Source organism: Ruegeria sediminis (assembly GCF_005938215.1).
GTDB lineage: Bacteria > Pseudomonadota > Alphaproteobacteria > Rhodobacterales > Rhodobacteraceae > Ruegeria > Ruegeria sediminis.
The window spans coordinates 580,828-593,186 of the sequence record NZ_VCPD01000003.1 but is presented as its reverse complement, the minus strand read 5'-3'; the positions used below and the strand labels follow the sequence as shown (position 1 = coordinate 593,186).

General features: G+C 62.0%; 13 protein-coding genes. 8 read left to right on the top strand and 5 right to left on the bottom strand.

The features are described from left to right. Nucleotides 1–45: 45 nt before the first annotated feature. From FGK63_RS11370 to FGK63_RS11360, 3 genes are all read right to left on the bottom strand, one after another. Nucleotides 46–1,299 (bottom strand): sarcosine oxidase subunit beta family protein, encoded by a 1,254-nt coding sequence (locus FGK63_RS11370; protein WP_138842235.1) that lies wholly within the window; start codon nt 1,297–1,299, stop codon nt 46–48. A gap of 149 nt (nt 1,300–1,448) precedes the next feature. Next, on the bottom strand, nt 1,449–2,351 hold the full coding sequence (locus FGK63_RS11365; RefSeq protein WP_246044011.1) for a DUF6268 family outer membrane beta-barrel protein: 903 nt from the start codon (nt 2,349–2,351) through the stop codon (nt 1,449–1,451). A gap of 101 nt (nt 2,352–2,452) precedes the next feature. Continuing rightward, nucleotides 2,453–3,883: a Glu/Leu/Phe/Val family dehydrogenase gene (locus FGK63_RS11360; RefSeq protein ID WP_138842233.1), complete on the bottom strand. Its 1,431-nt coding sequence runs from the start codon at nt 3,881–3,883 to the stop codon at nt 2,453–2,455. Nucleotides 3,884–4,211: 328 nt separating this feature from the next. Between FGK63_RS11360 and FGK63_RS11355 the strand changes: the two genes are divergently transcribed. From FGK63_RS11355 to FGK63_RS11345, 3 genes are read left to right on the top strand one after another with little or no spacing between them, the layout of a single operon-like run. Continuing rightward, on the top strand, nt 4,212–5,915 hold the full coding sequence (locus FGK63_RS11355) for a TadE/TadG family type IV pilus assembly protein (protein ID WP_138842231.1): 1,704 nt from the start codon (nt 4,212–4,214) through the stop codon (nt 5,913–5,915). Then, a complete protein-coding gene (locus FGK63_RS11350) occupies nt 5,912–6,448 on the top strand; it encodes a TadE/TadG family type IV pilus assembly protein (protein WP_138842229.1) in 537 nt (178 codons plus the stop codon). Before FGK63_RS11355 ends, FGK63_RS11350 begins: the two co-directional genes overlap by 4 nt. Nucleotides 6,449–6,452: 4 nt before the next feature. Beyond that, on the top strand, nt 6,453–6,992 hold the full coding sequence (locus FGK63_RS11345) for a TadE/TadG family type IV pilus assembly protein (protein ID WP_138842227.1): 540 nt from the start codon (nt 6,453–6,455) through the stop codon (nt 6,990–6,992). A 1-nt stretch (nt 6,993) separates the two neighbouring features. Here the strand turns inward: FGK63_RS11345 and FGK63_RS11340 are convergent, their stop codons facing one another. Next, complete coding sequence (locus FGK63_RS11340; protein ID WP_138842225.1) at nt 6,994–7,464, bottom strand: hypothetical protein; 471 nt, start codon at nt 7,462–7,464, stop codon at nt 6,994–6,996. A gap of 167 nt (nt 7,465–7,631) precedes the next feature. Here FGK63_RS11340 and FGK63_RS11335 point away from each other — a divergent pair, with 167 nt between their 5' ends. Continuing rightward, the gene (locus FGK63_RS11335; protein ID WP_138842223.1) at nt 7,632–8,543 is read left to right on the top strand and encodes a pirin family protein; all 912 of its coding nucleotides are present in this window, start codon (nt 7,632–7,634) and stop codon (nt 8,541–8,543) included. A gap of 42 nt (nt 8,544–8,585) precedes the next feature. Next, on the top strand, nt 8,586–8,888 hold the full coding sequence (locus FGK63_RS11330; RefSeq protein ID WP_138842221.1) for an antibiotic biosynthesis monooxygenase family protein: 303 nt from the start codon (nt 8,586–8,588) through the stop codon (nt 8,886–8,888). Here FGK63_RS11330 and FGK63_RS11325 read toward each other — a convergent pair whose 3' ends face one another. Then, nucleotides 8,889–9,476, bottom strand: coding sequence for a TetR/AcrR family transcriptional regulator (locus tag FGK63_RS11325; protein ID WP_138842219.1), 588 nt, complete (start codon nt 9,474–9,476; stop codon nt 8,889–8,891). It lies immediately after the preceding gene. A gap of 99 nt (nt 9,477–9,575) precedes the next feature. On the opposite strand from FGK63_RS11325, the gene FGK63_RS11320 reads away from it, so the two are divergent. The 3 genes from FGK63_RS11320 (at nt 9,576) to glpX (ending at nt 12,295) form a co-directional block, all read left to right on the top strand. Continuing rightward, nucleotides 9,576–9,821, top strand: coding sequence for a hypothetical protein (locus FGK63_RS11320; RefSeq protein ID WP_138842217.1), 246 nt, complete (start codon nt 9,576–9,578; stop codon nt 9,819–9,821). Between the two features lie 143 nt (nt 9,822–9,964). Further along, nucleotides 9,965–11,251 carry a homoserine dehydrogenase gene (locus tag FGK63_RS11315; RefSeq protein WP_138842215.1) on the top strand — a complete coding sequence of 429 codons (1,287 nt, stop codon included), beginning with the start codon at nt 9,965–9,967 and terminating at the stop codon, nt 11,249–11,251. 78 nt (nt 11,252–11,329) lie between these two features. Beyond that, nucleotides 11,330–12,295, top strand: a complete 966-nt coding sequence (gene glpX, locus FGK63_RS11310) for a class II fructose-bisphosphatase (RefSeq protein ID WP_138842213.1) — start codon at nt 11,330–11,332, stop codon at nt 12,293–12,295. Nucleotides 12,296–12,359: the final 64 nt, after the last annotated feature.

Sequence of the window (12,359 nt, the reverse complement as noted above, 5' to 3'; positions counted from 1 at the left end):
TTCGCCTTTTCACAAATACTCAATTCCAGCATCCGCCACCCGTCCCTAATGCAGATTGTGCTGAGAGCCCTTGCCCTCTTCATCCATGACCCCGCGACCCGTCCGGAACCGGTCGAGACGGAATTTCGTGGCGTTCTCGTGGTAGCGACCCGTGGCGATCAGATGGGCAAAGACGTTGCCCGATCCCGGAACCGCCTTGAACCCGCCGTAGTTCCAGCCGCAGTTCAGGAAAAGCCCGTCGATATGGGTCTTGTCGATGATGGGCGAACCGTCCGGCGACATGTCCATGATCCCGCCCCAACTGCGCAGCACCTTGGCCTTGCCGATCATGGGCATCAGCGCCACGCCCGCCTCCATCACGTTTTCAACCGTGGGAAGGTTCCCGCGCGCCGCGTAGGAGGCGTAGAAATCCAGGTCGCCGCCAAAGACCAGCCCGCCCTTGTCCGACTGGCTGATATAGAAATGCCCCATGCCGAAAGTAACCACGTGATCGATGCAGGGCTTCAGCCCCTCCGTCACGAATGCCTGCAGCACGTGGCTTTCGATCGGCAGCCGCATGCCCGCCATCGCCGCCACCTGCCCCGAGCGGCCCGCGGCCACCATCGCCACCTTCTTCGCCCGGATCGGCCCGCGCGTGGTCTGCACGCCCCGGACCGCTCCGTTTTCGATGTCGATGCCGATGACCTCGCAATTCTGGATCAGGTCGACGCCCCGCTGATCCGCTCCGCGCGCAAAACCCCACGCCACCGCGTCATGTCGGGCGGTGCCACCGCGCGGATGATAGAGACCGCCATAAAGCGGAAAGCGCAGATCGTCGAAGTTCAGATAGGGCAGCATCTTGCGCAGCTCGTCCCGGCCCAGCAGGATCGCGTCATCCCCCTGGCTGATCATCATGTTCCCGCGCCGCGCCGCTGCATCGCGCTGTCCGTCCGAATGGAACAGGTTGATGATGCCGCGCTGCGAATGCATGACGTTGTAGTTCAGGTCTTCTTCCAGCCCTTCCCACAGCTTCAGCGAGTGCGAGTAGAATTCCGAGTTGCCCTGCAGGAAATAGTTGGCGCGCACGATCGTAGTGTTCCGGCCGATGCTGCCGCCGCCGATGTAACCCTTCTCCAGCACCGCCACGTTGGTCAGGCCATGCTCCTTGGCCAGGTAATACGCCGTGCTCAGGCCGTGGCCGCCGCCGCCGATGATGATGATGTCATACTCGGATTTCGGTTCAGGATCGCGCCAGTGCGGCGTCCAGCCCTTGTTGCCGGTCAACCCTTCCTTGAAGACGCGAAAGCCGGAAAAGCGCATGTTGAACTCCCTGCGGATTTGTCGGCATAGAACCAACTCCGCGCACCAGTATCAACGCCTTGACGCGCCCCCCCTTCCATTTTCGACAAAATCATGTCGCTGGGCGACCAATGGCCAAGCGGAACCGACGGCGGCCCGGATGCCTGAGTTCAGAAAAGCACTCTGACCGCCAGTCCCGCGATCGGGGCGGTATCGTAAGTCTGCCTGCCGACCTCGCGTCCGGTCGCATCGTCCAGCCGCAGTTCACCGTCGAATTCGGCCCCGACAAACACGCTGATCGAGGTGCTTCGGGTTGGCGTGTAGTCCAGCGACACGACAGCCGGAATGCTCCGATCCTCACCGACGCCACCCGGCGCCGGCCCCGAGTCGTTCAGCTGAAACCGCACACGTTCCGAGCGGACCGCCAGGCCCAGCCGAAACTGCTCGGACACGGCGTAGCTGAGGGACAGCCCGGGACCTTGCGTCGCCCCAAGTCCGCCGCCGGTGCTCAGGTTCCAGCGATCCGAGATGTCCCAATCGACCAGCAGAGCCGGAAAGACGTCGAGATCGCCTGTTCCGACCTCCGAGAAGACGCCGAACGCGGGTCCGATCCGCAAGGCCGGGTTCAGTTGCCAGGACACCCCCGCGAAGGCGCCATAGGTGAAACCATCCGACGCGCTGGCGCCACGTTCATAATCCCAGCGAAGTTGCGGCGAAACCAGCACCTGCAGCCCGTTTTCCGATGCCCAGCGTATCGGGACGGAAAGGCGGATATCCCGCACGTCCTGCCAGGGTTCGTTGGCGGCCGTGCCGAAATCGTAGTCGAATTCACCGAAACTCGCGACTAGTCCGGCGGCGGCGCCGTTGCCGAAGCTGTAGATCGCGCCAGCCCGTAGAAACGCGCGGTTGGCACTGAATTCGCCGCCACCCTCCAGATCGGCGTCGCCCTGATGAACGGCAAGACCATCGAAGATGGCACTCCAGCCTTCGGGCTGCTGGGCGACCGCCGCCACTGGAACGAGTGTCAAGGCCGTCGCGGCCGCGATGGCCGTTGGGAATTGGACTTTGCGCATTCAGGACACTCTTGCGAACTGTTCGAACCGGCAACCGGACGCAGTTCAACGTAGTTCAACTGCAAGGTCTTCAAGGACAATTCACCTTGGTTGCCGCAACGTCAAAGCCCCTTGGCGCGATAGCTCTTGGCCACCCGGTCGATCGCCACGATATAGGCCGCCGTCCGCAAATCCTCGACATCCGGTCTATCGTGCCAGACCTCGCTCATGGACTGATAGGCGAACCGCATGGTGTCATCGAGGCCCGAGCGCACAAGCTCCAGTTCGTCCGCGCCCTTCAGGTACTTCGCCTTGAAATCGGGCGACATGGACCACCCGTCGCCCATGTGTCGCGCCAACCGTTCCAACTCGCTGATGATCAGCTCATGCCGCGCTTCTTCCTGCCGGCGCTGCATCCTTCCGAACCGGATATGGCTAAGGTTCTTGACCCATTCGAAATAGGAAACCGTCACACCGCCCGCATTGGCATACATGTCGGGAATGATGACGGTGCCCTTCTTCTGCAGGATTTCGTCCGCCCCCGCCGTCACCGGCCCATTCGCCGCCTCGATGATCAGCGGCGCCTTGATCCGGTCGGCGTTGGCCAGATTGATCACGCCCTCAAGCGCGGCCGGGATCAGGATGTCGCACTCCGCCTCCAGAACCGCGCCGCCCTCGGCGGTGTGGGTGGCGTCCGGATAACCCGTGACCCCGCCGTGCCGGACGATCCAGTGATGGACCGCCTCGACATCGATGCCTTCCGGGTCGTAGAGCGCCCCGTCCCATTCGATGATGCCGACGATGCGCGCGCCGTCCTCGTGGCTGAGGAATTTCGCGGCGTGGTATCCCACGTTGCCCAGCCCCTGCACGATCACGCGCTTGCCGTCGAGACTGCCTGACAGCTTCGCCTTGGCCATGTCTTTCGGATGGCGAAAGAACTCGCGCAAGGCGTATTGAATTCCGCGCCCCGTTGCCTCGACCCGGCCCTGAATGCCGCCCGCATTCAGCGGCTTTCCGGTCACGCAGGCGCGTGCATTGATGTCCGTGGTGTTCATGCGCGCGTACTGATCGGCGATCCAGGCCATCTCGCGCTCGCCCGTCCCCATGTCGGGCGCAGGCACGTTCTGGGACGGGTTGATGAGGTCGCGCTTGGCCAGTTCGTACGCGAAGCGCCGGGTGATCTGCTCCAGCTCATACTCTTCGTATTGCCGCGGATCGATGCACAATCCCCCCTTTGAACCGCCGAACGGCGCTTCGACCAGCGCGCATTTGTAGGTCATGAGCGCCGCCAGCGCCTCGACCTCGTCCTGGTTGACCGCCAGAGAGTAGCGGATGCCGCCCTTCACTGGCTCCATATGTTCGGAATGAACCGAGCGATATCCGACGAACGTGTGAATGTGGCCGCGCAGCCGGACTCCGAAGCGGACGGTGTAAGTCGCATTGCAAACGCGGATCTTTTCTTCAAGCCCCGGCGGAAGGTCCATCAGGGCCGCAGCCCTGTTGAACATAAGGTCCACGCTCTCGCGAAAACTCGGTTCGGCTATTGGGCTCATGGTCTCCTCCGGGTCCGAAATTTCGACCGGCTTCACGACGATTAGTCGCAGCGAATTCGCAACGGATCAATCGCAAAGAGGTTTTTTTTCAGTGAATTGTGGTTACCAATGGATGCTCTGAATGAGTCGTTTCGGCTTGGCGCCGCTCTCTCGATTGTCCTTGCGGCGGAAACAGAATCGTCCGGCCAACTGGTAGTATCGCCCAAGTCAAGGCAATACGGGCAAGACGGCGGCCTTTTCGCCTAAATCCTGCCATTTTCAGAATTTACCCTCTTAAGGTCCGAATATGTCTTGTGGCCGGACCTCCCGGCCAAGAGAGGTTTCTGCCATGCGCAAGCATTTCGAGAATTTCATTGGCCGCAACTCCGCTGCCGCACTCTTTTCGCAAACTCGTTCCGGTGAATTCCACCGCGACGAACGCGGAAGCGTTACAATTCTGTCAGTCTTTCTTTTCCTCATCATCCTCATGGTCGCCGGCATCGGCGTCGATCTCATGCGGTACGAGCGCGACCGGGCCATCCTGCAATCCACCCTGGATCGCGCCGTGCTGGCAGCGGCCGACCTGGATCAGAAACTGCCCCCGACCGAAGTGGTCAGCAACTATCTGGACAAGGCCGGGCTGTCGGGAAAATTTCCGACCCCGACCGTAAACAGCGGTATCGGTTACCGGAAAGTGACGGCGAACGCCCAGATCGACGTTCCGACCTTCTTCATGCACCTGTCCGGCGTGGATATGTTGAACGCGCCGGCGTTGAGTTCCGCCGAGGAAAGCATCGGCGGCGTCGAGATCTCGCTGATCCTCGACGTTTCCGGGTCCATGAACAGCTACAGCCGCCTGACAAACCTCAAAGTCGCCGCCAAGGATTTCGTCGACCAGATGGTCAACAACACCGAAGACGGCAAACTGTCCATCTCCATCGTGCCTTATGCGACACAGGTTTCGGTGCCGCAGAACATCTTCAGCCAATACAACACGACCGGCACCAACAATTATTCGCGATGCATCAATTTTGCGGCGAGCGACTTCAACGCCACCGCGATCAGCCAGACCGCCCCACTGCAGCGCACCATGCATTTTGACCCGTGGCAGGATACCGACCGCCGCGACAACGGCCAGTTCCTTGGGCAGAGCACCAATACCAACTCCTACTACGGTCGACCGGTCTGCGAAGCGTGGGCCAGCCGCGAAATCATGCCGTTCCAGAAGAACGCGACCACACTGAAGAACTACATCGACAGCTTCGTGGCCCGCGGCAACACCTCGCTGGATATCGGCATGAAATGGGGCACCGCGATGCTCGACCCGGCATTCCGGCCAGTGGTTAATTCGCTGATTGCCGCCGGCGACGTGGACGCGGGATTCAATACGCGCCCGGCCAACTACAACAGCGGCGATACGCTCAAGGTGATCGTGCTGATGACCGACGGTAACAACACCTCGCAATATTACATCGACGAGAACTACCGAAGCGGGATGTCAAACATCTGGTGGAATGCCCAGGAGAAAGTCTATTCGGTCTACGATCCCCAAAGCGACAGCTACTACTGGCCCGACTACGACGACCTCAACGCGTATCGGTGGCAGGACCACCCGTATGGGAACGATAACAAGCACAAGGACTGCAACAGCTATAGCTGCTGGACGGACAACGAAGACGAACCAGGCGAAGCCGTACGACTGGACTATCCCGAGCTTTGGGCCCGCACGTCTCTAAAGTTCAACGTCCAGGAACACTACTATCCTTGGATGAACGACAGCACCGCCAGGAGCATCTGGGAATACGGCGTTCGCAGCTACTACAACGACACCATCAAGGACGTCCGTACGAAAGCAATCTGCGATGCGGCCAAAGCCGGTAACAAAGGCATCATCCTCTACACCATCGCGTTCGAGGCACCTTCCGAAGGCAAGGCCGTGCTGAAATACTGCGCCAGTTCTGACAGCCATTACTATGACGTGAAAGGCTTGGAAATCTCGGACGCCTTCGCGTCGATCGCTTCCTCGATCCGCAAACTGAGGCTGACGCAATGATACGCCACATCCTCAAGGCCACGCGCCGTTTCGCGCGCAAAGAAAACGGAACGGCGACCGTCGAATTCGTGATGGTCTACCCGGCCATCATCGCCCTCATGCTGTCCGGGGTGGAACTGGGCTTTGTCGTGCTCCACCACGCCATGCTGGAACGGGCCGTGGACCTGACGGTTCGGGACATTCGGCTGGGCACGGGCACGAACCCCAAGCATGACGAACTCAAGGACACGATCTGCGAACGCGCCATCTTCATCAACGACTGCAAAGCCAATCTGCGTCTGGAAATGATCCGTCAGGACCCCTTCGCCGCGATCACCATTCCCGAAGAGCCCGACTGCACGGACACCTCGGAAGAGGTGAAACCGGTGCGGACTTTCGTGAACGGTCAGTCGAATGAACTGATGGTCCTGCGCGCCTGCGCCAAGATCAACCCGATCTTCCCGACCTCGATTCTGGGCGCGCAGCTATCGGACAACACGGACGGTCAGTACGCGCTGACCGCAACCACGGCCTTTGTTCAGGAGCCTTTGTAAGACGATGCGCAAAAGTCTCAAAAATTTCCGAAGCGACGAAAGCGGCTCGATTCTTGTCGAAGCCCTGCTGGCCTTGCCGGTTCTGCTTTGGGCCATAGCAGCCACGTTCACGTATTTCGACGGGTTTCGCCAAAGCGCGTCGAACCTCAAGGCCGCATTCACCGTCAGCGACCTGATCTCTCGGGAAACGCGAACGATCACGGAAACCTATCTCGACTCCATGCACGAACTCATGGAGTTGATGGTGGACAACGGCACGCAGATGAACGTCCGGATCTCGCTTATCGCTTTTGACGAGGATGATGACCGCCACTATGTCAGGTGGTCCGGAATTCGCGGATTCGACGAGGAATGGACGGACGACAACATCCACCTCATCCGCGACAAGCTTCCTCCGATGCCGAACGCGGATACCCTGATCCTGGTTGAGACCAGCAACACTTACGTACCGTTCTTCAACGTAGGTCTCGGGAACAACATCACCTTCGACAACTTCGTTTTCACCCGTCCGCGTTTCACCAACGAGATCGCCGGCTCGGTTTAGGTCACTGCCGTTCCGCGATCAGCGCGGCGAGCGTTTCCGACATGAACTTGGTCTGCGCGGCTGGCGTAACCCCGCCTATGCCGACGCGCCGTCCGACCCGCCACCAGAGGCCGGGCGCCCAGGCCCTTTGGCCCGGTTCACGGGTCCGGACAAGGAAACCGTTCGACGGCTTGAAGGCGAAAACGCCACGATCCATGGCCTCGACCTCTGACACCCTGGCAATGACCTCCCCGGTGCTTGAACGCAGTTCTTGTTCGGTCAATTCGATCCGGTGCGCCGTCGCCTGATGAAGGCGCTGCGCCAGCCACAGGGAAAGTCCCCCGATCACGATCAGGAACACCTGCCAACCAGGCGCGGGCGGCGTAGCCAGGGCAACATATATCGACAACAGCCCGACCGTCGCGAGCATCCCCACCCCCAACCAGCGCCTTGGCGTTGACGCCTCGACCACGGCCAGCACTTCGTCCTGCATTCGATCCTCCGGTTTGTCCTTCCGCCCCTTACTCTGATTTCCCGCCAGACGACAGGGGGTATCGCCGCCCCTGCCTATTCCGCAAAATTGCACAACACCAGTGTCGCGATGCGAATTGATTGCCTGCCTTCAAGGGTTAGATTGCAACGCAGCATTCAGGAGGTGCCATGTCCATCCGTCCGACCATCGAAACCCGCAAGGCAATGCCCACCATGGAAGGGGCCGGTGTCAAACTGCACCGCGCCTTCGGCTTTCATGACCCAACCGAGCTTGATCCGTTCCTGCTGTTCGACGATTTCCGCAACGAACACCCCGCGGATTACCTGCGCGGCTTCCCGTGGCACCCGCATCGCGGCATCGAAACCATCACCTATGTGCTGGCCGGCACCGTCGAGCACGGCGACTCGTTGGGCAATTCCGGGTTGCTGGGGGCTGGCGACGTACAGTGGATGACCGCCGGATCGGGCATACTGCATCAGGAAATGCCCAAGGGGAACGCCAAAGGTCAGATGCACGGCTTCCAGTTGTGGGGCAATCTGCCGTCGAGCCAAAAGATGACCGCGCCGCGGTATCAGGACGTACGCGGCAGCGACATTCCCGAAGTGATCGATGATGACGGCACACGCGTCCGGGTGATCGTGGGCGAATTCTGGGGCAAGACCGGTCCGGTGGACGGGATCGCGGCGGACCCGCAATACCTCGACATCTCCGTCCCGGCGGGCGTCAGAAAGACCTTCAAGGTGGACACTTATCGTCGCGCCTTCGCCTATGTTTTTGAAGGGCAAGGCGCCTTTGCCGATGCCTCTGTCCCCACCGGAGTGCTGTTGGAAAAGGAAGTGGCCGGGCAAGAGGTCAACATCCGCGACATGTCCGGCGACCGCACCCTTGTGCGTTTCGGCACGGGTGACGAAGTCACCGTGCAGGCTGGGCCGCAAGGCGTCCGGTTTCTGCTGATCTCGGGCGCGCCGATCGCCGAGCCGGTGGCCTGGCATGGGCCCATCGTGATGAACACGCAGCAGGAATTGCAGCAGGCGTTCCGGGAGCTGCGCAACGGGACCTTCATCCGTCCCGCGCATTGAAACATGCTATGATGGCTTCGCCACAGAACAGGGGAGGCCATCATGATCGTCCGAATTTTCCGTGCCGTCATCTTTGACGACAAGGTCGCAGAGTTCCGCAAATTCCTGATCGGCACCGCCCTGCCCTTCATGCGTAAGCAGAAGGGGCTGGTTTCGATCACCCCGTGCCTTCCGCGCGCCGAAACGCCCAACGAATTCTGCCTGGTCATGGTGTGGGAGACGGTGGACGCGCTGGCCGCCTTCGCCGGCGAGGATTGGCGGAAACCCCATGTGCTTCCCGAAGAGGAAGGCATCGTCAAAGAGCGGTTCCTGCACCACTACGACCTGGCGCAGGAAGCCGCCTGATCACAGCGCGACCGCCTTGCGCACCATGTCCCAATAGATGGTTTCGACCTGGTCCAGCGACAGGCGGCCACCGCTGCGGTACCAGGTGTTCACACCGTTCAGCATCGCGATGACCGCAAGCGTCGCGACCTTGGTGTCGGGCACGGCGAACACGCCCTGCGCGACGCCATCGCGCAGGATGCCTTCGAGATCATTCTCATAGGTCCGACGAAGCGCCTCGATCGCGGCGAAATTCTCGGGCGTCAGGTTGCGCAATTCCATGTAGGCGATGAACACTTCGTCCGGCCGTTCCAGGTGAAAGCGGATGTGAAAACCCACGAACTGTCTGAGGTTTTCCAGCGCGTCCTTCACTCGCTTCGAGCCGGCGCGCGCTGACAGCAGATCGTCCATATGCCCGTGCATCAGGTGAAACAGAAGGCTTTGCTTGTCGGGCGTATAGTTGTAGAGCGCGCCGGCCTGCACCCCGACCTCGCCCGCGATCTGACGCATCGAGACGGCCGCGTAACCATGCTGGGCAAAGAGTTTCAGCGCCGCCTTGTGGATGCGCGGGCCGGTAATGTCGGAATGGGAACCTTGGGTACGTGCCATGGCTCCACGTTATATGAACATTTGTTCATATAGAAGCCCGCTTGAACCGCCTGGCCAAAAAGTGCAACAACCGGAATTGACCCACCCGAAGGGACCGAAATGAAGCCACTGCTGCTGATCCTGATCGCTGCCGCTGCCGGGTGCACCCAGATCCCCGAACTCGAAGAGCGCGAAACGCCCGAGTTGCTGAGGGCCAAGTTCCCTCGTCTGGTGCCCTTGCAGGACACGCTGGGACCGCCGGTCGATCCCGTGGACGAAGCGGGCAAGGTCGAAGAGGAACTGACCAAGCGGAGAGAGGCCCTGGGAAAGCGTGCCGATGCTTTGCACGCCGCACAGACCGACTGATCACGCTGAAAAGCAGACAGTGCCGGGCGACCGCCGACTCCGCGACATCAGATGGATTGCGCCCTTGCGCCGAACCGGATAAGGCACCGGGCAAAGTACGTGCCGCCAAAGGCCGTAATTTCGAGCGGAAAGGGACCCACAGGATGACACAGGCGCTGCGGTTGGGCATTGCAGGTTTGGGAACCGTCGGCATAGGTGTCGTCAAGATCATCCGGCGTCAGGCCGCCCTGCTCGAGGCGCGAACCGGGCGGCAGATCGAGATCGTTGCCGTCTCGGCTCGCGACGCAAAAAAAGATCGCGGCGTGAACCTCTCGGGCTATGCATGGGAAGCCGACCCCGTCGCCCTCGCGCGTCGCGACGACATCGACGTGTTCGTAGAACTGATGGGCGGCGAGAACGGTACCGCGAAAGCCTCGGTCGAGGCCGCCCTGGCATCCGGCAAGGACGTGGTCACGGCCAACAAGGCGCTTCTTGCCATCCACGGTCAGTCGCTGGCGGAACAGGCCGAGGCGGCGGGCCGCGTGATCCGGTTCGAGGCCGCGGTCGCAGGCGGCATCCCGGTCGTCAAGGCGCTGACCGAAGGCTTGGCGGGCAACGAGATCAAGCGCGTGATGGGCGTCATGAACGGCACCTGCAATTACATCCTGACCCGGATGCAGTCGCAGGGCCTTGGTTACAACGCGCTTTTCGAGGAATGCGCCCAGCTGGGCTATCTCGAAGCCGATCCCAACCTGGACGTGGGCGGGATCGACGCGGCGCACAAGCTGGCCCTGCTGGCGTCCATCGCCTTTGGCACCAAGCCCAACTTCAACGGAATCGAGATCGAAGGCATCGAGCACATCAGCCTCGACGACATCAGCCAGGCCGCCGACATGGGCTATCGGATCAAGCTGCTCGGCGTGGCGCAGCGCAGCGCGCGCGGACTGGTGCAGCGGATGCAGCCCTGCCTCGTTCCCAGCGACTCGCCGCTGGGCCAGCTGGAAGGCGGCACCAACATGGTCGTGATCGAAGGCGACGCGGTGGAACAGATCGTGCTGCGTGGCCCCGGCGCGGGCGAGGGTCCGACCGCAAGCGCGGTTCTGGGCGACATCTGCGACCTGGCGCGCGGCATCCGCATTCCCACTTTCGGCCAGCCCGCCAACACCTTGAAAAAGGCGCCCGCCGCGCGCGTCGGCCTGCCCGCGCCCTACTACCTGCGCCTCAGCCTGCTGGACAAGCCGGGCGCGCTGGCCAAGGTGGCGGCGATCCTGGGCGACGCCGGCGTTTCCATCGACCGGATGCGCCAATACGGACATACCGACGCCACCGCCCCGGTGCTGATCGTCACCCACAAGACGACCCGGGCCGCGCTGGACGTGGCGCTTGACGGGTTCAGATCGACCGACGCCGTGGCCGGTGAGCCCGTGGCCCTGCGGATCGAACAAGTCTGACCCCTCGCCTCTTGCGGCACCGGTCGAGGCCGGGCTATGCCGGAACAAACGTCTTCACGACCAAAGGAAATTCGGAAAATGAACGCAGCCAAGATCGATTTCAACGACCGCATGCTGTCGCTGGGGCTTGCACGCGTGGCGGAACAGGCGGCACTGGCTTCGGCCTCGCTGGTGGGACGCGGCGACGAGAAAGCGGCCGATCAGGCAGCGGTGAACGCCATGCGCGAGCAGCTGAACCTGCTCGACATCGCGGGCGTCGTGGTGATCGGCGAGGGTGAGCGCGACGAGGCACCGATGCTCTATATCGGTGAAGAGGTCGGCACCGGCAACGGCCCGGGCGTCGATATCGCTCTGGACCCGCTGGAAGGAACCACGCTGACCGCCAAGGACATGCCCAACGCGTTGACCGTGATCGCCATGGGACCGCGCGGAACCATGCTGCACGCGCCAGACGTCTACATGGACAAGCTGGCGGTCGGGCCGGGCCTGCCGCAGGGCGTCGTCTCGCTCGACATGAACCCGCGCGAGCGGGTCGAGGCGCTGGCCAAGGCCAAGGGCTGTGCCCCTTCGGACATCACGGTCTGCATCCTTGAGCGCCCGCGCCACGAGGCGACGATCGCCGAAGTGCGCGAAACCGGCGCAGCGATCCGCCTGATCACCGACGGCGACGTGGCGGGCGTCATGCATTGCGCCGAAAGCGACGTGACCGGCATCGACATGTACATGGGACAGGGCGGCGCGCCCGAGGGCGTGCTGGCTGCCGCCGCGTTGAAATGCATGGGCGGGCAGATCTATGGCCGCCTGCTGTTCCGCAACGACGACGAACGGGCGCGCGCCGCCAAGGCGGGCATCACCGACCTGGACCGCGTCTATGCGCGCGACGAGATGGTGACCGCGGACGTGATCTTTGCCGCGACCGGCGTTACCGGCGGCTCGTTGCTGCCGCGCATCAAGCGCGAGCCGGGATGGGTCGAAACCACCACCTTGCTGATGCGGTCCAAGACCGGATCGGTGCGCCGGATGTCCTATCGCACGCCGGTGTGACCCGGTGGCGCGGGGATGCGGCTTGCGCCGCAGCCTCCGGCGGGAGTATTTGTGAAAAGATGAA